Origin of the sequence: Rhizobacter sp. J219 (assembly GCF_024700055.1) — a bacterium.
In the GTDB taxonomy this organism is placed as follows: domain Bacteria; phylum Pseudomonadota; class Gammaproteobacteria; order Burkholderiales; family Burkholderiaceae_C; genus Rhizobacter.
Genome location: NZ_JAJOND010000001.1, coordinates 3,164,487 through 3,185,883, shown reverse-complemented (window position 1 = coordinate 3,185,883; position 21,397 = coordinate 3,164,487). Strand labels below are relative to the sequence as shown.

The following is a 21,397-nucleotide window of genomic DNA, read 5'->3' as shown; positions in this document are numbered from 1 at the left end:
CGTGGCCCGCAAGCCGGGTTCCAATACTGCTCTCAACACCACGTCTCGTCGCCCTTCATCGTGTCTGAATCACCCCGCCTCACCCGCCCCGCGCTGCGCGCGCAACTGCTGGCTGCCCGTGAACGATTCGTCGCATCGGCAGAAGTTTCAGCGGCCGTCGAGGCCATCGCGCGGGAATTGAGGCAGGTCACCGACCGCCTGGAGCCCGAGTGCCTGGGGCTGTACTGGGCGATGCGATCGGAATTTAACGCAGCAGCCCTCTGGATCGACGACAACGGCGACACCACCTTCCCGCTGGCGTTGCCTTTCGCACAGCGCGCCGCACGGCAGATGCACTACCGGCGGTGGGATGGGCAGGCGCCCCACCTGACAGACGAGTGCGGCATCGCCACGAGCGACGGCGACCCGGTCGTGCCCGACGTGGTGCTGGTGCCCTGCGTGGGATTCACCGCCAGTGGCTACCGCCTCGGCTACGGCGGCGGTTATTTCGACCGCTGGCTGGCCGCCCATCCGCATGTCACGGCGGTGGGCGTGGCCTGGTCGGTGTCGCAGATCGACGAGTCGCAGTTCACGCCCGAGCCGCACGACCAGCCGCTCACGCTGATCGTCACCGAGCGGGGCGTGGTCTGAGGGGCGGCTCGCCCGCGGCTTGCTAACGTTCCCCCAGCGCGGCCCGCGTCTGCGCCGCCCGCGCCTCCACCCAGCAGCAGAACTCCTCCACCTCCTTGCGCGCCCTTGCCTGCGGCGTGGTGATGAGCCAGTAGGTCTGCGGCGTGGCCACCCGTCCTTCGGGGCCGAAAGGCTCGACGAGATCGCCGCGCTGCAGCTGCTCGGACACCAGCGGCAGCCGCGCCAGCGCGACCCCCTGGCCGGCCATCGCCGCCTGCACCTGCTGGTAGGTGTAGTTGAGGTAGAGCCAGCGCCGCGGCTGCACCTTGGGCGCACCGCGCTGCGCCAGCCAGTAGCGCCAGCTCAGGAATTCGGCGCTCGGCCGGTGGTCGTCTTCCTCGGTCACGGTGTACTGCGCCAGGTCTTCGGGCCTGGCGAGCGGCGGCGAGGCGCCCTGGCGGATCTGCTCGGCGAGCCACGGGCTGATCACCGGCGTGATGACCTCGCCGAAGAGGCGCTGTGCCTCGGGGGGCGCGTTGTTGCGGCCGGTGTAGCGCAGGATGAGGTCGAACTCGGGGTCTTGCGGGCTGGCCAGGGTGTCGGTGGCCTGCACGCGGATGTCGATCTCCGGGTGCTCGCGCTGGAAGGCCTCCATCGGCGGGATCAGCCACATCGAAGCAAACGACGCGAAGGTGTTCACGCTCACCACGCGGCGGCCTTGGGCCTGGCGGATCTGCTGCACGGCGGTGTCGATGCGGGTGAGGCTGGGCGCCAGCGCACGCAGGAAGGCGGCCCCGTCGCTGGTCAGTTCGACCTTGCGCGTGCCGCGGGTGAGCAGCGAGGCGCCCAGGTCTTCTTCCAGCGACTGGATCTGCCGGCTGACCGCCGACTGGGTGAGGCTCAGTTCGTCGGCCGCAGCGCGGAAGCTGAGGTGCCGGGCCACGGCCTCGAAGGTGCGGATGGGGCCCACGGCGAGTGGGCGGCGGCGTGGGTTATTCATGATCAGATCGCATCAATGGCTTGTGCCCATTTCATTGGACCGGGGTGCCGGAGGGGCCTATTCTCCAGCCATCGCATCCCACGGAGGCACATCATGACCCAGGCAACGATGACAATTTCGCAACAGTCCGGTTCCGCCGACTGGGCCCTGCCCGAAGGCCAGGCCCTGCGTCTGGACATCGGCCCGGGGGCCCGCGAGCTGCGCGTGACCCGCGGTCGCCTGTGGCTCACCCGCGAGGGCTCGGCCGACGAGCCGGCCGAGGACCTGTGGCTCACGGCCGGCGACACGCTCGCGCTCGAATCGGGCAGCGAGTGGGTGGTCGAGGGTTGGGGCGAGACGGGTTTCCAGCTGCTGGTGCCGCCGCGGGCCTGCCCGAGCTTCGCGCGGCGGCTTGCTGCGGTGGCGCGGCCGTCTTCCGCACGGCGCCGCGTCCTGCTCGGGTCGCCCGCCCTCGGTTGAGTCTGCATCCGCAGGCGCCGCACCATGATCACCACCCTCACGACCTTCCAGCTGCCGCGGCCGATCACGCGCGAGGAGGCGAAGAGCATCTTCCTGAGCACCGCGCCCAAGTACCAGGGCGTGCCCGGCCTCTTCCGCAAGGCCTATGTCTTTGCGGACGACGGGCGCACCGTCGGCGGCATCTACCTCTGGAAGACGCGCGCCGACGCCGAGGCGATGTACACCGACGCCTGGCGGGCCTTCGTGCGCGAGAAGTACGGCACCGACGCTTCGGTCACCTACTTCGACAGCCCGGTCGTGGTCGACAACGTGACGCACGAAATCCTCTCCGACTGACTCAGGCCGGCTTCTTGCGCGCGGCGGGGGCTCCCGGCTTGCGCGCCGCAGCCTTCTTCGCCGCGGCCTTCGCCGGCCGTGGGGAGGGCTTCTTCGCGTTGCGGGCCTGCAGCGCCGCCTGCATCGCCAGGCGCGCCCAGGGCTGCATCAGCATCGGCGATTCGAGCGCTTCGTCGGGGGCGCTCCAGAAACCGAGCACAAATTTCTGCCCGTCCTTGGCCTCAAACACGAAAGGCCCGCAACCGGCGGCTTCGAAGCGAGGGCGTGTGTCGTCGTTGACCTTCAGGTAGAGCTGCTCGTCACCCGCCACCGCGACGAAGAGGTCGTCGATGTAGAAGCCGTGCCCGCCGAACATGCGGCGCGATCGGGCGACCCCGAGCGAGCTCAGGAGCTTCCACGCAGTGCGCCGCAAACTCGTTGGACGAAGCCATGGGCCGCAGTGTGCCCAAAGCGCCGCGGCGCGTCAGCCGCCCTTGCCAGCTCCTGCCACGCCGGTGGACAAGGGAAACCGCACCACCACCCGCAGCCCATGCGGCTGCACCGACTGCAAGGCGACCTGCCCGTGGCTGCGCTCGACGATCTCTTTCACGATCGCCAGGCCCAGCCCGCAGCCGTTGCCCTCGTGCGTGGCGCGCACGAAGCGCTGGAAGATGCGCTCGTGTTCGCTCTCGGGCACGCCGGGGCCGGTGTCTTCGACGGTCAGCACCGCGTCGTGGCCCTCGGCATGCGCGCTCACGGTGACGTTTGCGCCGCGCCCGGCATAGCGGATCGCGTTGTCGACGATGTTGACCAGCGCCTCGCGGATCAGCATCGCGTTGCCCGTCACCGGCAGCGGCGCATCGCCGGTTTCACCCTCGTCGGTGCCGAGGTCGATGCCGGCGGCGAGCGCACGCGGCACCTGTTCGGCCGCCACCTCGCGCGCCAGGCGCCGCAGGTCGAAGCGGGTGCGCGACTGCGCCGCGGCCGCTTCCGGCTCGGCGCGCGCGAGGGCGAGCAGCTGGCTCACCAGGTGCGCACTGCGCGTGGCGCTCTCGTGCACGAGCTTGAGCCGGGCGCGCAGCTCGGGGTCGGTGGCCACCGTCGTGCTGGCGAGCGCCAGCTCGGTCTGGCTCTTGAGGCCGGCGAGCGGCGTGCGCAGCTGGTGGGCGGCGTCGCTGATGAAGCGGTTCTGCGCGTGCACGCTCTCGCGCACCTCGGCCAGCAGCGTGTTGAGCGCAAGCGCCAGGCTCTTCACTTCCTCGGGTGCCGCTTCGAGTTTGATCGGCGCGAGGTCGTTGATCGCGCGGGCCTCCACCAGGCTGCGCAGCCGCGCGAGCGGCGCGAGGCCGCCGCGGATGCCGCCCCACACGATCACCGACATCAGCACGATCAGCAGCGACAAGGGCAGGGCGGTGTCGATCAGGATCTGCCGCGCCAGCTCTTCGCGGCTGGTGCGGCTCTTGGCCACCTGCACCAGCAGCGTCTGCGGCTTGCCGGGCTCGCCGTACGCGAGGTAGAGCGCGGCCACGCGCACGTTGATGTCACGGCCTGCCTCGGTGCTGGGGGTGCCGACCCTCTCGCCCGGCTTGTCGTTGTGGCGGTCGTGCAGCGTGCCGTCGTAGAGGTAGGGCTGGTTGAGCTGCGGGTTGGGGATGCCCACCGGCGCCGGCATCTGGCTGTTGCCGAGGATGAACTCGCCCGGTGGCGAAGCTCACCTTGTAGTAGAGCCGGTCGTCGGGGTCGGCCTCGATCACGTCTTGCGCGGCACGCGGGAAGTCGATGTACAGGCCGCTGCCGCTCGGCTTGACCTGCCGCGCGAGCGCCCGCGAGGCGGTGGACAGGCTTGCGTCGATCGCCTGGTTGGCATAACGCTCGGCGAGCTTGTAGGTGAAGATGGCCGCGGCCATCCACAGCACCAGCTGCGGCAGCAGCAGCCACAGCAGCAGGTGGCGGTGCAGCGAACGGGTGCCCGGGGTGAGCCAGGCTTTCCAGCGTGCCACGCGGGGCCTCAGCTTTCGGCTTCGAGCAGGTAGCCCAGGCCCCGCACCGTGCGGATCGACACCTTCGAGCCTTCGAGCTTGCGCCGCAGCCGGTGGATGTAGACCTCGATGGCGCCGGGCGTCTGCTCGCTGGTGTCGCCGGTCCAGCCTTGCACGATCTGCTCCTTGGTGACGACCTTGTCGCGCTGCGTGAGCAGCAGGTCGAGCAGCGTCCATTCGCGCGGCGACAGGTCGACCGGTGTCTTGTCGATGCTGACGCGGCGGGCTTCGCGGTCGAAGCGCAGCAGGCCCGCCTGCTGGGGCGCGGCGGCCGTCGTGGCGCCGTGCGCACGGCGCAGCAGCGCGCGGATGCGCGCTTCCAGCTCGGGGAAGTCGAAGGGCTTGGTGAGGTAGTCGTCGGCCCCGGCGTTGAGCCCGGCCACACGCTGCTCCATGCCATCCCAGGCGGTGAGCACCATCATCGGCAGCGCCGGCTTGGCGGCGCGCACCTTCTTCAGCACGGTGAGCCCGTCGACCAGCGGCAGGCCGAGGTCGAGCACGCCGAGGTCGAAGTCGTGCTTGAGCAGCAGGTACTCGGCGACGGCGCCGTTCTCGGCCACCTCGACCTCGAAACCGCAGCCCTTGAGATTGGCAGTGAGTGCATCCGCGAGGATGGTGTCGTCTTCGGCAAGCAGGAGCTTCATCGGCGGGGCGTGTTCAAGCGCCCGCGATGGTATGACAGCCCCTGCTGCCGCCTCGGAGTGTTTGCCCCGAGGCGACTGCCGAGCCGTGGGCTTCAGCTCAGAACCAGACTTCGACTTGCGCGCCGTAGCTGGTGCCACTCGTCTTCCCGTCGCCGATGCCGGTCACGCCACCGGCGCCGGCGGCGGCGTTGGCAGCGTCGTTCCACTTGGCCGAGGTCACGTACAGACGCAGCTCGGGGCGGGTGAAGAAGCCGGGGCCGGCCGACAGCGCCGGGCCGACGGTCAGCTTGCTCAGCTTCTGAGTGGCCGAGCCGTCAGGCTTCTTCTGCGAGTAGCCCGCCTCGGCCAGCAGCTTGAGGTGCTTGCTGACGGCATACGAGACACGGCCGCCGAGCGTGGCCGAGTTCGTCTTCGCGCCGCCTTCGGCCTTGTCCTGCTGGAACATCGCCTGCGCCTGGCCGCCGAAGGGGCCCATCTGCCAGTTGACGCTTTCCACGACGCGCATGCCGCGCGCCGCCGACGGAGCGTTCAGGTCGCCGAAGTTGCCGTCGAGGCCGGCCGAACCTTGCGCGTACTGCAGCCACAGGTTGTTGGTGACGTTGGCGCCGACGGCCTGCGTGTGCTGCAGGCTCAGGCCGAAGCCATTGGTGCCCGCGGCTTCGGACGGCGTGGCGCTGAACTGGCCTTTGGTGTAGGTGCCGACGGCCGTCAGCTTGCCGCCCGGGTTCACGTCCATGCTGGCCAGCGACAGGTTCAGGCGCGAGCCGGGGCGGTTGGCGTTGTCGGTGCGGAAGAAGGCGAGGTTCAGCTTGCCGCCGGCGACGTCGACGAGCCCATCGGCACCCGCGCCCACGCCCGACAGGTTGGTATAGAAGGTGTCGACGATGTGCACGTCGGCACGGTGGTAGAAGCGCTTGCCGATCCAGAAGCTGGTGTTGGGCGCGATGTCGAAGCCCTTGCCTTCCACGTACATCTGGTTGATGCCGACCTTCTCGTCGCCGGTGTCGGTGCCACCGTTGTAGAGGTTGGTCATCAGGTGGGCCTTGTATTCCACCTCGTCCACCTTGCCGGTGTGGCTCAGCAGGAATTCGCCGTAGAAGTCGCACTCGTTGCCGAGGCGGTACTTGAGGCCGGGGCCGCTCAGGCCGTAGCAGGCGCGCGATGCGTCTTTCTTGGTGGCGCCGGGGCCGGCACGGAAGTAGGCGCCGAAGTCGACCGCGTGGGCCGAGCCGGCGGCGAGTGCCGCGGCCAGCGCCAGGCTGGTGGGCGCGAGGGTGCGAAAGGCTGTCATGTGGAATGTCTCCAGGTGGTTGTCGGGAAAAGAGCGAAGCCATTCGGTGTGGGCTGGCGGGCCCTGGCTCCGGCGCGCATTGTTTTCAGAAACATTAACAAGATTAATTCGGTGTTAACCATGAGTTGCCCGAAACGCACACTGCTCTTTGGCCCCGGTTTCCTATGAAGCGGAGGGGAACCAAGGGTAAATCCGAGGTCAGGCGAGTTAATTAAACGTTAATGTTCGGCCCCGATCGCCCCTCGAGTGCTGCAGCCCCGACCCGATCTCCCCCGACACAACACACGACGGAGACTTGCGAATGACCCCCACCCGCACCACGACACGCGCGCTGCACATTGCCGCCGCGGCGACCCTCTTCTGTGCTTCCCTCGCGGCGCGTGCCGGCGAGGTGGAAGTGCTGCACTACTGGACGTCCGGCGGCGAAGCCAAGGCCGCCTCGGCGCTGAAAGCCACGCTCCAAGGCAAGGGCCACAGCTGGAAGGACTTCGCGGTCGCCGGCGGCGGGGGTGACTCCGCGATGACGGTGCTCAAGTCGCGCGTGGTCTCGGGCAACGCCCCGGCCGCGGCGCAGATCAAGGGCCCGTCCATCCAGGAATGGGGCAACGAAGGCGTGCTCGCCAACCTCGACGACGTGGCCAAGGCCAACAACTGGGACGCGCTGCTCCCGAAGGTCGTCTCCGACGTGATGAAGCACAAGGGCCACTACGTCGCCGTGCCGGTCAACGTGCACCGCGTCAACTGGCTGTGGGCCAACCCCGAGGCGCTGAAGAAGGCCAACGCGAAGATGCCGACCAACTGGGACGAGTTCTTCGTCACCGCCGAAGCACTCAAGAAGGCCGGCCTCATCGCCGTGGCCCACGGCGGCCAGAACTGGCAGGACTTCACCACCTTCGAGTCGGTCGCACTCGGCGTCGGTGGCGCTGACTTCTACCGCAAGGCGCTGGTGCAGCTCGACGCCGCCACGATCAAGGGCCCGACCATGCTCAAGGTGCTCACCACCTTCAAGAAGGTCAAGGGCTACACCGACAAGAACGCCCCCGGCCGCGACTGGAACCTGGCCACCGCGATGGTGATCCGCGGCGAGGCCGGCATGCAGCTGATGGGCGACTGGGCCAAGGGCGAGTTCATCGCCGCCGGCAAGGCGCCGGGAAAGGACTTCCTCTGCGCCGCCGCCCCTGGCACAGCCAACGCGTTCACCTTCAACATCGACAGCTTTGCGATGTTCAAGATCAAGAACACTGCCAACCTGCAGGCGCAGAAGGACATGGCCGCCGCGATCATGTCGCCCGAGTTCCAGGAGACCTTCAACCTGAACAAGGGCTCCATCCCCGCGCGCCTGAACATGGACATGGCCAAGTTCGACGACTGCGCCAAGCTGTCGAGCAAGGACTTCGTGGCAACTGCCAAGGGCAACACGCTGGTGCCGTCGATCGCGCACGGCATGGCCGTCTCGTCGGCCGCCGAAGGGGCGATCAAGGACGTGGTCTCGCAGTTCTGGAACACCGACACCATGACGCCTGAGCAGGCGATGGACCGCCTGGTGGCCGCTGCCAAGACGAAATGAGTTAGAGCGAAGAGAGGAGCAAGTCAGAAGCTTGTTTCTTGGCGGGCCGCGTCACCGCGCGGCCCGCGTTTTTCTCCTGCAGCCGGTCACCCCATGAGTTCCGCCTTTGCCACACGCCTCGCCCGCTGGATGCCGCGCCTTGCGGTCGCGCCCGGCTTCGCGTTGTCGTTCGCCTTCATCTACGGCCTGATCGCCTGGAACGGCGTGCTGTCGTTCTCGGCCTCGCGCCTCTTGCCCAACTACGAGTTCGTCGGGCTGGCGCAGTACGTGGCGCTCTTCGAGAGCGAACGCTGGCACGTGGCGCTCGTCAACCTCGGCATCTTCAGCTTCCTGTTCATCGGCGTGGGCCTGGCGCTGGGCCTCTTTCTGGCCATCCTGCTCGACCAGAAGATCCGCGCCGAAGGGGCGTTGCGCACCATCTACCTCTACCCGATGGCCTTGAGCTTCATCGTCACCGGCACCGCCTGGAAGTGGATCCTGAACCCCGGCCTCGGCCTTGAGCACCTGGTGCGCGGCTGGGGCTTCGAGAGCTTCAGCTTCGATTGGCTGGTCAACCCCGACAGGGCCATCTACACCGTCGTCATCGCCGGCGTGTGGCAGAGCGCGGGCTTCGTGATGGCGCTCTTTCTCGCCGGCCTGCGCGGCATCGACGACGCCATCCTCAAGGCCGCGCAGATCGACGGCGCCACGCTGCCGCGCATCTACTGGCGCATCGTCATCCCGAGCCTGCGGCCGGTCTTCTTCAGCACGCTGCTGGTGCTCGCGCACATCTCCATCAAGAGCTTCGACCTCGTGATGGCGCTCACCGCCGGCGGCCCCGGCTTCGCAACCGACATGCCCGCGACCTTCATGTATGCGATGAGCTTCTCGCGCGGCCAGATCGGCCTGGGCGCCGCGTCGGCCACCATCATGCTGTGCACGGTGGCGGCGATCGTCGTGCCTTATCTGTACTCTGAATTGCGGGGAGCGCGCCGATGAACTCCCGCCACTTCCACCGCCTCGCCATCTGGTCGGTGCTGCTGCTGTTCGCGGTCTTCTTCCTTGTGCCGCTGTACGTGATGGTGTCGACCTCGCTCAAGGACATGGCCCAGGTGCGCGATGGCAGCCTGCTCGACCTGCCCCACGGCCTGGACTTCGGCGCCTGGCGCAAAGCCTGGTCCGAGGCCTGCACCGGCACCGACTGCGGCGGGCTCAAGCCCTTCTTCGTCAATTCGCTGCTGATGGTGATCCCGGCGGTGCTGATCTCCACCGCGCTCGGCGCCATCAACGGCTATGTGTTCGCCAAGTGGCGCTTCAAGGGCAGCGAGCTGATGTTCGGCCTGATGCTCTTCGGTGCCTTCATGCCGCTGCAGGTGGTGCTCTTGCCGATGTCGCAGGTGCTCGGCTGGTTCAACCTGGCCGACTCGATCTGGGGGCTGGTGATCGTGCATGTGCTGGTCGGACTGGCCACGACCACGCTCTTCTTCCGCAACTACTACGTGGGCCTGCCCGACGAGCTGATCCGTGCGGCGATGCTCGACGGCGCCGGCTTCTGGCGCATCTTCTGGCGCATCGTGCTGCCGCTGTCGACGCCCATCCTCGTCGTCACGCTCATCTGGCAGTTCACCGCCATCTGGAACGACTTCCTCTTCGGCGTGGTGTTCTCCGCGGGTGACGCCAAGCCGGTGACGGTGGGCCTCAACAACATGGCCAACACCAGCAGCAGCGTCAAGGAATACAACGTCGACATGGCCGCCGCCATGATCGCCGCGCTGCCGACGCTGCTGATCTACGTGTTGGCAGGCAAGTACTTCGTGCGTGGGCTGACCGCCGGCGCAGTCAAAGGTTAAGCAGAACGATATGGGCGCACTTTCCATCCGCCAGGTCCGCAAGAGCTACGGGCCGGTCGACATCCTCAAGGGCATCGACCTCGAAATCGACGAGGGCGAATTCCTCATCCTCGTCGGCCCTTCGGGCTGCGGCAAATCGACGCTCTTGTCGATCATCGCGGGGCTCGACACCAGCACCTCCGGCCACATCCAGATCGGGGAGCGCGACGTCACGCACCAGTTGCCGCGCGACCGCGACATCGCGATGGTGTTCCAGAGCTACGCGCTCTACCCGAACATGAACGTGGCGCAGAACATCAGCTTCGCGCTCGAGATGCGTAAGGTTGCCAAGGCCGAGCGCGAAGCGGCCGTGGCCCGCGTTGCCAAGATGCTGCAGATCGAGCACCTGCTCGACCGCAAGCCCGCGCAGCTCTCCGGCGGTCAGCGCCAGCGGGTGGCGATGGGCCGGGCGCTCGCGCGCAATCCCAAGCTCTTCCTCTTCGACGAGCCCTTGTCGAACCTTGACGCCAAGCTGCGCGTGGAGATGCGCGCCGAGATCAAGCTCCTGCACCAGCGAACACGCACCACCACGGTCTACGTGACGCACGACCAGGTGGAAGCCATGACGCTCGGCGACCGCATCGCGGTGATGAAGGACGGCATGGTCCAGCAGTTCGGCACGCCCGACGACATCTACAGCCGCCCCGCGACGAAGTTCGTCGCCGAGTTCATCGGCTCGCCGGCGATGAACATGGTGAAGGCCGAGGTGATGGGCGAAGCGTTGAGCGTGAACGGTCAGACGATCACGCTCGCGGCCGAGCAGCAGCAGGCCTTGCGCGCGGCAGCGCCGAAGAGCGGCTGCGTGCTCGGTGTGCGGCCGGAGTGCGTGCGCCTCGGCGAGTCCGGCCTCTCCGGACGCCTGACGCTGCTGGAGCCGACCGGCCCCGACACCTACGCCTTCGTCGACACGGCGATCGGCCAGCTGGTGCTGCGCACCGGCGGCCGGGTCACCCATCGTGTGGGCGACGCCGTCAATGTGGCCTGGGATGCGCGGGACCTGCATGTGTTCGATGCGGAGAGCGAGAGGCGCGTCGGCTGACGGCGTCCATCCACTCAGGCGCGGGGCCTTCCCGCCTCGCCCGCCCGCGGCACGCTGGCTAAACTGCCGCCCACAAGACGGGCCGCGACGGCGGGAAAGGCGAGGGAGTGGACATGGTGCGACTCATGCGCGCGCTGGTGGGGTTGTGCGCCGCGGCGCTCTTGGGCTGTGGCGGCGGGGGTGGCGACGACGCATCCGGGGCGGCGCAGCGCGGCGGCACCTTCCGGGCCACCTTTGACGAGCCGGTCTATGAGGTGAGCGGTGTCGAGGGCACCCCGCCGACGTTCTGGGCCGAAGTGGCCCTTGCAGTGACCGGTGAGGCGGCGACCGAAGGCGTCTATCTGTTCGCCACGGTCGATGACGCGATCCTTCTCGACGTCGAAGGCCATTTTTCGACTGGCGGCATGCTGAACCTCGGCATCACCCTGCGGGGAGACCTCGCGCCGGGCGACTACTCGGGTGAAATCGTGCTTCGCGCCTGCCTGGATGAGGCGTGCACCCGCTTGCCACAAGGTGGGCCTGCGCGAGTGCCGATTCAATACCGCGTGCTGCCCAACATTGCGGTCCAACCCCAACTCCTCCTGAACCGTCAGGGGCGCGAAGCCGCACCGTCGGCTGTGGTGCCGGTCACGGTGCCCGCGGAGGCCGGCGCCGTCGAGATGCAGGTGAGCAACCCATGGCTCAGCGCGATCTCGGTGCAGTTCGACGGCACCGCGCTTCGGGTCAGCACGCAGCAGGTGCCTGCGGGCGTTTACACCTCAACGGTGACGCTTCGCTCGCCGAGCGACCCTCGGTACGCCCGCAGCGTCGACATCCGGTACGCCGTCGCCCCACCAGCGGCCGGTGAGCAGGTGCTGTCGGTGGCCAACCCTCACCGCTACATGTCGTATCGGCAAGGGGTCACGGATGTGCAGCGCATCGTCGTGACACGACCGACCTGGACGGATGTCTGGGACGCCCCGCTGATCCACAACAACGACAGCGGGATCGTCACGCTGAGTTCGACGCCGGACGGTCACTACGAAGCCGCGATCAACACGGCCGGCGTGCCTCCCGGTAGCTACTACCCCAGCATTCGCTTCTCCGCGGGGCCCACTGGCGGCCCGCCGGCGTTCGTCAGTTTCAACATCGTCGTCAACGATGCATTCCACGTCGACGGGGCGACCGGGAGCATGCTCACGGCCACCAGCACGTCGGCCGACATCGAATGGTCCAACGCCGTGCTCACCTTCGACGGTGTGCCTGCACGCTGGACGGCGGTGTCGCAGTCGCCGCTGCTGCAGGTGGTGAATGGCAGTGGCGTCACGGGCGCCGATCCCTTGCGCGTGAGGCTCGATCCTTCGGTCATCTCGCAGCCCGAATGGTCGCACTCGCTGCCGCTCACGCTCTCCATCGACCGACCGGGGACGTTGCCGCAGACGATCCAATACACGGTCTCGAACCTCATTCCGATGCTGCACACGGCATCGCCATCAACCTTGGTGGGCAGCAGCGGGCGCGTGTACATCGAGGGCAATTTCCGCAACTTCTACGGCGACCCGCTCGCTTCGAATCGCCTGCGGGTCGAGGGCGCGACGCTCGCAGGCGGACGGCTCGTCGCCGACACCCGCTACATCGGCGACGTGCTGGTGCTCCAACTCGACCTGACCGGTGCAGTGCCCGGGCAGCCGGTGCGGGTGCATGTCGACAGCGCGCTGCAGCCGTCACAGGTTGAGCTTCGGGTGCAGGAACCTCTGCGCACTGCCGCCGCTTTTCAAGCGTTGCCGTACGGTGTGCATCGACCAGGACAGTACGCACCCGGTCTCGGCGCCTTCTATTTCTCCAGGCCGGGGTTGGCGTACCGGTGGCAGATCGGCTCGGGCTCGCTGACACAGGCCCATGTGACCGGCTTGGTCGACATGGCGCCAAGCCCAGACGAGCGCCACGTGTACGCCCTCACGTCGTCGCAGTTGCTCGCCCTGCACCCGCAGACCTTTGCGCCACAGTCCACCCGTGGTGTCGTCGACTGGCAGGGGGCTTCGCTCACTTTCAGCCCCGCGGCGGACCGGATGCGTGGCCTGTCGATCAGTGCCGATGGGCGTGCGCTCGCCAGCCTCCTCGTGTCGCCAAGCCAGCCGCCGTACAACGTCGGCACCGTCTGCGTGATGCCCTCATCACGAGCCCCAAGAACGCTCATGGATTCGCCGCGGTCTTGCGACCCCGGCAGTGCGCTTGGCGGTGCGCATGGTGCGACGCCGTCGGGCACCTTGCGCAGCGCGAATGGCAGTGTGGTGGTCGGCGTGAACCCGGAAGGCCGGAGATCTAGCTACCGTGCCGACCAGCGCCACTGGACCTCCCATGCGCCGTTGCCGAGCGGCGTCACCATCGTCGCTGTCTCCGACAGCGGTACTCGCCTCGTGCGAAGCGACGGCATGCTGATCACCGAGGACGGTTCCGTGCTCGGCAGCCTCGCCGGCGTCGTGCCCTTCACCCATCGCGTAGGGGGCTACGGTTTGTCCTCCGGTGGGCGCTTCGGTCTCGTGTACGGCTACCAGACGACGGGTGCAGGAGCCGCAGAACGTGCAAGCGCCGCCTCGCTGTGGATCATCGACCTCAACAGCGTGGGGTGGACTGGCGCCGGTGGGGCGCCCGTCGTGGCGACGCTGTCGCTTCCGTCGGCCGTCGGCTGCACCGTCGCGTTCGTCGAAGGAGAAACGTGCGAGCACACGGCCTCGGTCTCCGTGGCCCCGGGTGACGGCACCGCGTTCGTCATGGGACCACGGGGTGTGGCCGCCCTGGGATTGCCGGCAAGCGTGACCTCCGCCCAACCGCAGTCGTCGCGTGTGGGCGCGCGCAGCCTGGGCAGCGGAACCGGTGCACAGGCTGTCTCTTCCACTGGCTCACGCGGGCGCGTCCGCCTCCCCATGCCCTAGGCGCTGCGCACCGCCGCATCGAATCGGCCGCTCCAACAGGGGCTGGTCACCGCAGGTTGCTGACTTCGTTCGTCTGGCGGAGGGGCTCTGAGTCTCGCCGCCAGGACGCGCCGATCGAGGTCCCGGCGCGCAGCTTTCGAGTCTGGCCTTGAGCTGGCGGACCCATGTCCACCGTCAAGCGGATTCGTTCATGAACGTTGGCGAACTCGAAGCGCAGACCGGCCTCGGTCGCGACGCGATTCGCTTCCACGATCGCCGGGGGCCGCTCGGGCCGGTGCCGCGCAGCTCGAACAAATGTCGCGACGACCCACCCTCCCTGGTGAAGGAGCCAAGCTGCTGCGCAGCATGCAGCGCGGCTGGAGGAGCGTGCCCGCCGGCACGGTCGTGGCGCGGCCGGCTGAACTACGCACGGAGCACCTTCTCCATTGCCTTGCCCTTCGCCAGTTCGTCGATGAGCTTGTCGAGCCAGCGGATCTTGCGCATCAGCGGGTCGGGCACCTCTTCCACGCGCACGCCGCAGACCACGCCATTGATGAGCGCGGTGTTCGGGTGCAGCGCGGGGGCTTCGTCGAAGAAGGTGCGGAAGTCGGTGCCGCGGTCGATCTGCTGGCGCAGCCCGGCCTCGTCGTAGCCGGTCAGCCAGCGGATGACCTGGTCGACCTCGTCCTTCGTGCGGCCCTTTCGCTCGGCCTTCTGCACATACAGCGGGTACACCTTGGCGAAGGCCATCGAGAAGATGCGATCGTTCTGCATCGCCGCCTACCTTCAGCCACTGGCCTTCTTCAGCATCTCCCCCATCTTCTGGTGGATCAGGTTGATCGCCTTCAGCGGCCGGATCATCACCTTGAACTCGACGATGCGACCCTCGTCGTTCCACTGGATCATGTCGACGCCGTTGACGGTGATGCCGTCGATGTCGACCTGGAACTCCAGCACCGCGTCGCGCGGGCCGGTGACTTCGCGCACGTAGCGGAAGGTCTCGTTGAAGAAGACGTGAAACGCGGCGCCCAGGTACTGCGTGGTGATCGCCTTGCCGACCTGCGGCGTGTGCACGACCGGCGAGTGGAAGACGACGCCATCTGCGAGCAGGGCGTCGAGGCCTTTCACGTTGCGCGTCGAGACGAGGTCGTGCCAGGTGGAGAGTGTGTCGAGGGTCATGTTGCGTCCTGTCGGGCCAGTGAGGGGAGGGGCCCTCGGCACTATAGGCGCGCCCTCGAGTCGTGGCGCCGCTGCGGTCGTGTCACTTCGCCATGAACGCATCCCGCGCTTGGCGGCCCAGGAATGGATGGTCGGTGAAGAAGCCGTCCATGCCGAGCTGCAGGAAGGCGCGGATCTGGCCGTCGAGCCGGCCGAGGGCCGTCGGGTCGGTGCCGACGTCGAAATCGTCGGGCAGGAAGACGTTCTCGGCGCGGAAGGTCCAGCCGTGGACGACGAGGCCGGCGCGGTGCGCATCGTCGACCAGCGAGGTCGGCGTGCCCAGGCGGCCGCCGACGAGCGGGATCATCAGGTTGGTGTTGGCGCCGATGCCTTGCGCATAGGTCGCGATCTCGGTCAGGCCGGCGGGCTTGGCGAGGTCGGCATAGGTGCGCGGGTCGCCGCTCACCACGAAGTCGTAGGGGCGGCCCGACGCACTCAGCAGCTGCACCAGCGGCAGGTCGGTCATGCGGCGCAGCTTGCGCAGGTTGGCCGTTTCGAAGGACTGGATGAAGACGGGCGCGTGGCGGCCTTCGAAGCCGTGGCGGCGCAGGGTCTTCACGAGCGGCTCTTCGAGCGGCAGGCCGATGCTCTGGAAGTAGGTCGGGTGCTTGGTCTCGGGGTAGACGCCGATCGGGCGCCGCGGCTTGCGGCCGTCGCGCGGCTCGTCGCGGCGGCGCTCGTTGGCTGCCTTCACCAGCTCCAGCACCTCGGCCAGGGTGGGCACCTCGAACATGCCGTCGAAGCGGGTGTTGGCGGGCCGCACCTGGGGCAGCCGCTCGCGGGCGCGCAGCGTCTTCAGTTCGGCCAGGGTGAAGTCTTCGGTGAACCAGCCGGTGATGCGCTGGCCGTCGATCAGCTTGGTGGTCTTGCGCGAGGCGAACTCGGGGCGCTCGATCACGTCGGTGGTGGCCTCGCGCACCGAGCCGTCGGCGTTGAGGATGGCGATCGCGTTTTCGTGGCGGGCCACGAGCACGCCGTCCTTGGTGATGACGAGGTCGGGCTCGATGTAGTCGGCGCCTTGTTCGATGGCCAGCCAGTAGGCCGCCAGCGTGTGCTCGGGCACGTAGCCACTGGCGCCGCGATGGGCGATCACGAGCGGTGCGGGCTTGTCATCGGCGTGCGTCGGCGTGGCGATGGTGGCGCTGCAGGCCACGGCGGCGAAGAGGGCGACGCCGAGGCGACGTGCAAGGCTGAACGGTGACATGGGCTTTCCTCCTGCCAGACTCGAAGCCGCCGACTCTAGGCGCGGTGGATGACCGTCGCGTGAAGTCTCTCTCGCCGGCGCACAAGCTTACAGGCGGCCCACGCAGCCGGCCACGCCACAGCGGCATTGCAGGCGGCCCTGGTGGTGCGTCTGGCCGTAGTTCGCCGTCAGCTCTTCACCGGCGGCGATGTCGCGCAGCGCATAGAACTCCACCCGGCCCTGGTTGAGCTTGAGCGACGCATTGGGCCGGCACGAGTGGTTGATGAAGCGCAGCGCGTCGCTCGACTGCGACGCGTCGATCGCGCGCCGTGTCGACACCGCGATCAGCATGATGCGCGCCTGCCCCCGGCTGCGGGCCTGCGCTTCCTGCAGGCTGATGGGCTCGCCGCGCACCTCGCCGATCTTGCGCCGCGCCGGGATGGGCTCGGCAGCAAACACGCCCTGGCCGTCGATGGCGCTCGGCCCCACCCGCAGCGCGAACTTCTGCGGATCGGCCGGTACGCCGCGTGGGCGCGCCGGTGCCGCGGCGGGCTCCGGCGCGGCAGGCGTGAGGACGGTGAGGCGGGGCATGGCCCCGATTGTCGGGGCCGCGCCAGGTCGTCAGGGGAAGAGCGACCCGCCGGTGAGCGGGAACGCGGCGCTGTCGTTGCGCACCCAGTTCGCCGTGTTGGCGATCGACGCGCGCAGTGCGGCCGGGTCGGCGATCGACAGCGTGCCGCCGTAGCGCACGTTGTCTTCGGGCGTGAAGGCGATGAAGGCGCCACTGCCGTTCAGCGCCGTCTGAAGCGTCGCGTCCAGCGGGCCCGCGGTGCCCAGGTTGATGGCCGCGAGGTAGCGCTCGACCACCAGCGTGGGGGCCGGCGTGGTGACGATGCTGCCCTGGAAGGCGAAGATCGTCTCGCTGGAGGTACTGACGCCGCCCCCCGTCCCGATGGCCTGGCCCCGGTCGGCGACAGGCGAGCCCGAGACATCGGTCTGCACCGTGACGATGGTGCCGGCCGCATACGCCTGGTCGGCCGTCCACAGGAAGGCCGATTCGTTGGTGGCGGTCAGGCTGTCGCGGTCGCTGAAGCCGATCTGCGTGCCGGCGGTGATGTCGCGCATCAGCATGAAGGCAAACGCATCGGGGCTGTCGCCGTTCACCGCGAGGAAGAGCAGGTCGCCCGCAGCCAGCGTGGTTGGCGGTGTGGTGCCGGCGGTGATGAAGTTGAGGCCCGTCGCGTCGGTGATGCCGGCGAAGGCATTGCCGGCCGTGTCGGTGATGGCGCCGGCCGGCACGAGCACGTGGTAGCCGGTGCCGGCGCGCAGGTCGGCGCTCGGGTTGATGGTGACCACCGCGCCGTTGACCGTCACTTGCGTGGTGTCGGTTACGGCGATGCTGCGCACGTCGTCGCTGCCATTGCCGACGGTGATCGAGCCGCTGCCGATGGCCACGTTTTCGTTGAAGGTCAATGTGATGCTGTCGCCCGTGGCGATGGCGGTCGCGTTGTCGACCGGCGTGCTGAGGGCGAGCGTGGGCGCCGTGGTGTCGGGCACCGAGGTGAAGGCGAGCGTGCTGGCATTGCTCACCGCCTGCGTGGCGTTGCCGTTGGCATCGCGGAACACGCCGCTTGCGAACTGCACGCTGTAGGTGGTGTTGGGCGTCAGGTCGGCCGTCGGGTTGATGCGCACCGTGGCGCCGGAGATGCTCACCTGCGTGGTGTCGGTCACGGCGATGCTGCGGGTGTCGCCACCGCTGCCCACGAGCGTGATGTTGCCCGTGCCGGCCGTCACGTTGGCGCCGAAGGTGAGATAGAGATGGCTGCCCAGGCCCACCGCGGCGGCGTTGCGCGTGGGCGTGTAGACCCACAGCTGCGGCAGCGCCTGCGAGCCACCGCCGGACTCGTTGGTCACGTACATGTTGAGCTGGCGGTCGAAGGTGATGCCTTCGTGCTGCGCCGACTGCCGGATGTCGAGCGAGCCGAAGACGCGCCCCGCGCGGTCGACCTTCAGGATGCGGCCGGTGTCGTTGCTCAGCACGATGAGGTGCGCACGGTCGGGCGCGGTGGCGGGCAGCGTGTTCGACAGCGCATGGATGTCGCCAAAGTCGGCCACGGTCAGCAGGTCGGGGTCGAAGAGGTTGGTGGGTTCGGTGGTCGCGCTGCCGTTGGTGGCGGTGCCGGCGGTGAAGTCGATTGCCGTCTGGAAGATGGCCTTCGGCGTCAGTTCCTTGACGAACACATAGCCGCCCGTCAACGGGTCGAAGCTCACACCTTCCAGCCCCACGTTGCCGACCGTCGGGCCGAGCTTCACGCTGCGCACGGTGGCGGCATCGAGCGTGGTGCCGGCCGTGTAGCTCAGCAGGTTGGCGGTGCGCACACGCTCGTCGGCCACGACGAAGCGGCCGCCGCCGATGGCGGTGATGCCTTCCGGGTCGGCGAAGAGGCCGGCGGGCAGCGCCATCGTGTCGAGCACCTGGCCGGTCTTGGAGATGCGGGTGATGTAGGTGCCTTCGTCGCCGACGATGAAGAGGCTGTCGGTGGCCTCGTCGTAGGTGACGGCCGAGACTTCGGCGGCGATCTGCGTGGCGCCCGACGTGGCCGGCAGCGTGTAGCGGCCGGTCAGGGTGTAGTTGCTGAGGTCCAGGCTCTCGCTCGGCGAGGTGAAGCTGAGCGTGGGGGCGGCGAGGGCGGCCGGCGCGTCGTCGTCACCGCCACCGCAGGCGGCCAGGGCAAGCGCGATCGCAGGGATCAGGAAACTCGTTCGGAGTGAGAGCGCAGGACGCACGGCAGGCACCTTGTTGTTTGCAAACCCGCCAAAGTAGCCACAAGCGGTGAAAGTCTCGTGACAGCGTGAATACTCGCGGCTGGTCCAAGATCAGGGCTTCAAAGGAGAACCCGCATGAAATCACGCGCCGCCGTTGCCTTCGCCGCAGGCGAGCCCCTGCAAGTCGTCGAGATCGACGTCGCCCCGCCCAAGCGAGGCGAGGTGCTGGTGCGCATCACGCACACCGGCGTGTGCCACACCGATGCCTTCACGCTTTCGGGCGACGACCCCGAGGGCCTGTTCCCGGTGGTGCTGGGCCATGAGGGCGCCGGCCTTGTGGTCGAGGTGGGCGAGGGCGTGACGAGCGTGAAGCCGGGCGACCATGTGATCCCGCTCTACACGGCCGAGTGCGGCGAGTGCCTCTTCTGCAAGAGCGGCAAGACCAACCTTTGCGTCTCGGTGCGCGCCACGCAGGGCAAGGGCGTGATGCCCGACGGCACATCGCGCTTCTCGTACAACGGCCAACCGCTCTACCACTACATGGGCTGCTCGACCTTCAGCGAGTACACGGTGGTGGCCGAGGTCTCGCTTGCGAAGATCCACCCCGAGGCCAACCCCGAGCAGGTGTGCCTGCTCGGCTGCGGCGTGACCACCGGCCTCGGCGCGGTGAAGAACACCGCGAAGGTGCAGGCCGGCGACACGGTCGCCGTCTTCGGCCTCGGCGGCATCGGCCTGGCGGTCGTGCAGGGCGCGAAGATGGCGAAGGCCAAGCGCATCATCGCGGTCGACACCAACCCGTCGAAGTTCGACCTCGCCCGCACCTTCGGCGCCACCGATTGCGTGAACCCGAAAGACTTCGACAAGCCCATCCAGCAGGTGATCGTCGAGATGACGGGCTGGGGCGTCGACCACTCCTTCGAATGTATCGGCAACGTCAACGTGATGCGCGCCGCCCTCGAGTGCGCGCACCGCGGCTGGGGCCAGTCGGTCATCATCGGCGTGGCAGGCGCGGGGCAGGAGATCTCGACCCGCCCGTTCCAGCTTGTCACCGGCCGGCGCTGGCTGGGCACGGCCTTCGGCGGCGTGAAGGGCCGCAGCCAACTGCCCGGCATGGTGGAAGACGCGATGAACGGCAGCATCCAGCTTGCGCCCTTCGTCACGCACACCATGCCGCTCACGCAGATCAACGAGGCCTTCGACCTGATGCACGAGGGCAAGTCGATCCGCTCGGTGGTCCACTACTGAGGGCATGTCGATGGAGCGCATCGAACAGCACGCGAGCTTCGGCGGCCGGCAGGAGGTGTGGCAGCACCGCTCTGGCGTGCTCGGCTGCGAGATGAAGTTCGGCATCTACCTTCCCGCCGCCGCCCTGCGTGGCGAGCCCTGTAGCGTGCTGTACTGGCTCTCGGGCCTGACCTGCACCGAGCAGAACTTCATCACCAAGGCCGGGGCGCAACAGCATGCGGCGCGACATGGCCTCATCGTCGTCGCACCGGACACCAGCCCGCGTGGCGAGGCCGTGCCCAACGACCCGGCCTACGACCTGGGGCAAGGCGCGGGCTTCTACCTCAACGCCACGCAGGCCCCGTGGGCCACGCACTACCGCATGCAGGACTACGTGGCCGAGGAGCTGCCGGCGCTCGTGGAGCAGCACTTCCCGGCGAAGCCGGTGCGGGGCATTTTCGGCCACTCGATGGGCGGCCACGGGGCGCTCGTCACTGCGATGCGCCACCCGGGGCGCTACCGGAGCGTGTCGGCCTTTTCGCCGATCGTCGCGCCGACGCAGGTGCCCTGGGGCGAGAAAGCTTTCGGCGCCTACCTCGGGTCTGACCGCCAAGCCTGGAAGGCATGGGATGCCGTCGGTTTCGTGGCCTCAGCGAAGGAGCGACTGCCCTTGTTGATCGACCAGGGCGAGGCCGACGAATTCCTCGCCACCCAGCTGCGGCCCGAGCTGCTGCAGGCGGCGTGCGCCGCGGCCGGCCATCCGCTGAGCTTGCGGATGCAGCCGGGCCATGACCACAGCTACTACTTCATCGCAAGCTTCCTCGGCGAACACTTCGCGCACCATGCGCGGCAGTTGCAGGGCGTGTGACGCGGCCTGGCCTTCAGGCCGACACCGGCGTGCAGATCTCGATCAGCAGGCCATCGGGCGCCCGCACGTACGAGACGGTCTGCCCCCACGGCTTTTGCGCCGGCGGCGACAACTCCCGCGCGCCATGCCGGATCGCCTGCGCATGCGCGGCGGGCACGTCGTCGGTGACGATGGCGATCTCCATGCCGAGTGGCTGTGGCGAGGCGTCGGCATGCACATGCCCGCCGGCAAAGTTGCCGTCGCCCAACGCGTGCGCGGCAAAGGCGAGGGTGATCTCGCCGGTGCTTAGTTCACCGTAAGTGCCCGACTCGTGCAGGAAGCGGCGTTCGAAGCCGAAGGCACGGGTGAAGAAGCCGAGCGACGCTTCGACGTCCGGAACATAGGTGATGACGTAGCCGAGTTTCATGTCGTATCTT

General features: G+C 68.2%; 22 protein-coding genes. 10 read left to right on the top strand and 12 right to left on the bottom strand.

The annotated features are described in order from the left end of the window. Positions 1 to 60 precede the first annotated feature (60 nt). Positions 61 to 630, top strand: coding sequence for a 5-formyltetrahydrofolate cyclo-ligase (locus tag LRS03_RS14800; protein WP_257826333.1), 570 nt, complete (start codon positions 61 to 63; stop codon positions 628 to 630). 22 nt (positions 631 to 652) lie between these two features. Here LRS03_RS14800 and LRS03_RS14795 read toward each other — a convergent pair whose 3' ends face one another. Then, the gene (locus LRS03_RS14795) at positions 653 to 1,609 is read right to left on the bottom strand and encodes a LysR family transcriptional regulator (RefSeq protein ID WP_257826332.1); all 957 of its coding nucleotides are present in this window, start codon (positions 1,607 to 1,609) and stop codon (positions 653 to 655) included. Positions 1,610 to 1,702: 93 nt separating this feature from the next. Between LRS03_RS14795 and LRS03_RS14790 the strand changes: the two genes are divergently transcribed. Beyond that, positions 1,703 to 2,068: a DUF2917 domain-containing protein gene (locus tag LRS03_RS14790; protein WP_257826331.1), complete on the top strand. Its 366-nt coding sequence runs from the start codon at positions 1,703 to 1,705 to the stop codon at positions 2,066 to 2,068. A gap of 24 nt (positions 2,069 to 2,092) precedes the next feature. After that, complete coding sequence (locus LRS03_RS14785) at positions 2,093 to 2,404, top strand: YdhR family protein (RefSeq protein ID WP_257826329.1); 312 nt, start codon at positions 2,093 to 2,095, stop codon at positions 2,402 to 2,404. A gap of 1 nt (position 2,405) precedes the next feature. On the opposite strand, the gene LRS03_RS14780 is transcribed toward LRS03_RS14785, so the two are convergent. The 5 genes from LRS03_RS14780 to LRS03_RS14760 all read right to left on the bottom strand — a co-directional run bounded on the left by LRS03_RS14780 (position 2,406) and on the right by LRS03_RS14760 (position 6,357). Further along, the gene (locus LRS03_RS14780) at positions 2,406 to 2,759 is read right to left on the bottom strand and encodes a TfoX/Sxy family protein (RefSeq protein WP_257826327.1); all 354 of its coding nucleotides are present in this window, start codon (positions 2,757 to 2,759) and stop codon (positions 2,406 to 2,408) included. Positions 2,760 to 2,867: 108 nt separating this feature from the next. Continuing rightward, positions 2,868 to 4,043: a sensor histidine kinase gene (locus LRS03_RS14775; RefSeq protein ID WP_257826326.1), complete on the bottom strand. Its 1,176-nt coding sequence runs from the start codon at positions 4,041 to 4,043 to the stop codon at positions 2,868 to 2,870. Continuing rightward, entirely contained in the window at positions 3,925 to 4,383 is a 459-nt protein-coding gene (locus LRS03_RS14770; RefSeq protein WP_257826324.1) for a sensor histidine kinase N-terminal domain-containing protein, read from the bottom strand. Before LRS03_RS14770 ends, LRS03_RS14775 begins: the two co-directional genes overlap by 119 nt. Before the next feature lie 8 nt (positions 4,384 to 4,391). Continuing rightward, positions 4,392 to 5,066, bottom strand: a complete 675-nt coding sequence (locus tag LRS03_RS14765; protein WP_257826322.1) for a response regulator transcription factor — start codon at positions 5,064 to 5,066, stop codon at positions 4,392 to 4,394. Positions 5,067 to 5,163: 97 nt separating this feature from the next. Further along, the gene (locus LRS03_RS14760; protein WP_257826321.1) at positions 5,164 to 6,357 is read right to left on the bottom strand and encodes a maltoporin; all 1,194 of its coding nucleotides are present in this window, start codon (positions 6,355 to 6,357) and stop codon (positions 5,164 to 5,166) included. Positions 6,358 to 6,658: 301 nt separating this feature from the next. Between LRS03_RS14760 and LRS03_RS14755 the strand changes: the two genes are divergently transcribed. The 5 genes from LRS03_RS14755 to LRS03_RS14735 all read left to right on the top strand — a co-directional run bounded on the left by LRS03_RS14755 (position 6,659) and on the right by LRS03_RS14735 (position 13,743). After that, a complete protein-coding gene (locus LRS03_RS14755) occupies positions 6,659 to 7,924 on the top strand; it encodes an ABC transporter substrate-binding protein (RefSeq protein ID WP_257826320.1) in 1,266 nt (421 codons plus the stop codon). A 93-nt stretch (positions 7,925 to 8,017) separates the two neighbouring features. Further along, the gene (locus LRS03_RS14750) at positions 8,018 to 8,902 is read left to right on the top strand and encodes a carbohydrate ABC transporter permease (RefSeq protein ID WP_257826319.1); all 885 of its coding nucleotides are present in this window, start codon (positions 8,018 to 8,020) and stop codon (positions 8,900 to 8,902) included. Beyond that, positions 8,899 to 9,753: a carbohydrate ABC transporter permease gene (locus tag LRS03_RS14745; protein ID WP_257826318.1), complete on the top strand. Its 855-nt coding sequence runs from the start codon at positions 8,899 to 8,901 to the stop codon at positions 9,751 to 9,753. The genes LRS03_RS14750 and LRS03_RS14745 overlap by 4 nt, the downstream gene beginning before the upstream one ends. Before the next feature lie 10 nt (positions 9,754 to 9,763). Next, the gene (locus LRS03_RS14740; RefSeq protein WP_257826317.1) at positions 9,764 to 10,831 is read left to right on the top strand and encodes an ABC transporter ATP-binding protein; all 1,068 of its coding nucleotides are present in this window, start codon (positions 9,764 to 9,766) and stop codon (positions 10,829 to 10,831) included. A 125-nt stretch (positions 10,832 to 10,956) separates the two neighbouring features. Then, positions 10,957 to 13,743: a hypothetical protein gene (locus LRS03_RS14735; protein ID WP_257826316.1), complete on the top strand. Its 2,787-nt coding sequence runs from the start codon at positions 10,957 to 10,959 to the stop codon at positions 13,741 to 13,743. A 402-nt stretch (positions 13,744 to 14,145) separates the two neighbouring features. Here the strand turns inward: LRS03_RS14735 and LRS03_RS14730 are convergent, their stop codons facing one another. The 5 genes from LRS03_RS14730 to LRS03_RS14710 form a co-directional block, all read right to left on the bottom strand. Next, positions 14,146 to 14,496: a DUF2200 domain-containing protein gene (locus LRS03_RS14730; protein WP_257826315.1), complete on the bottom strand. Its 351-nt coding sequence runs from the start codon at positions 14,494 to 14,496 to the stop codon at positions 14,146 to 14,148. A gap of 12 nt (positions 14,497 to 14,508) precedes the next feature. Further along, positions 14,509 to 14,901: a nuclear transport factor 2 family protein gene (locus tag LRS03_RS14725; protein ID WP_257826313.1), complete on the bottom strand. Its 393-nt coding sequence runs from the start codon at positions 14,899 to 14,901 to the stop codon at positions 14,509 to 14,511. A gap of 82 nt (positions 14,902 to 14,983) precedes the next feature. After that, positions 14,984 to 16,144, bottom strand: coding sequence for a glycerophosphodiester phosphodiesterase (locus tag LRS03_RS14720; protein ID WP_257826311.1), 1,161 nt, complete (start codon positions 16,142 to 16,144; stop codon positions 14,984 to 14,986). 87 nt (positions 16,145 to 16,231) lie between these two features. Continuing rightward, positions 16,232 to 16,714: an SET domain-containing protein gene (locus LRS03_RS14715; RefSeq protein ID WP_257826310.1), complete on the bottom strand. Its 483-nt coding sequence runs from the start codon at positions 16,712 to 16,714 to the stop codon at positions 16,232 to 16,234. A 30-nt stretch (positions 16,715 to 16,744) separates the two neighbouring features. Further along, entirely contained in the window at positions 16,745 to 18,910 is a 2,166-nt protein-coding gene (locus LRS03_RS14710) for an SdiA-regulated domain-containing protein (protein ID WP_257826308.1), read from the bottom strand. Positions 18,911 to 19,024: 114 nt separating this feature from the next. On the opposite strand from LRS03_RS14710, the gene LRS03_RS14705 reads away from it, so the two are divergent. Continuing rightward, positions 19,025 to 20,134, top strand: a complete 1,110-nt coding sequence (locus LRS03_RS14705) for an S-(hydroxymethyl)glutathione dehydrogenase/class III alcohol dehydrogenase (RefSeq protein ID WP_257826307.1) — start codon at positions 19,025 to 19,027, stop codon at positions 20,132 to 20,134. Between the two features lie 10 nt (positions 20,135 to 20,144). Further along, on the top strand, positions 20,145 to 20,981 hold the full coding sequence (fghA, locus tag LRS03_RS14700) for an S-formylglutathione hydrolase (RefSeq protein ID WP_257826306.1): 837 nt from the start codon (positions 20,145 to 20,147) through the stop codon (positions 20,979 to 20,981). Positions 20,982 to 20,994: 13 nt separating this feature from the next. Here fghA and LRS03_RS14695 read toward each other — a convergent pair whose 3' ends face one another. Then, positions 20,995 to 21,387 carry a VOC family protein gene (locus LRS03_RS14695; RefSeq protein WP_257826304.1) on the bottom strand — a complete coding sequence of 131 codons (393 nt, stop codon included), beginning with the start codon at positions 21,385 to 21,387 and terminating at the stop codon, positions 20,995 to 20,997. Positions 21,388 to 21,397 lie beyond the last annotated feature (10 nt).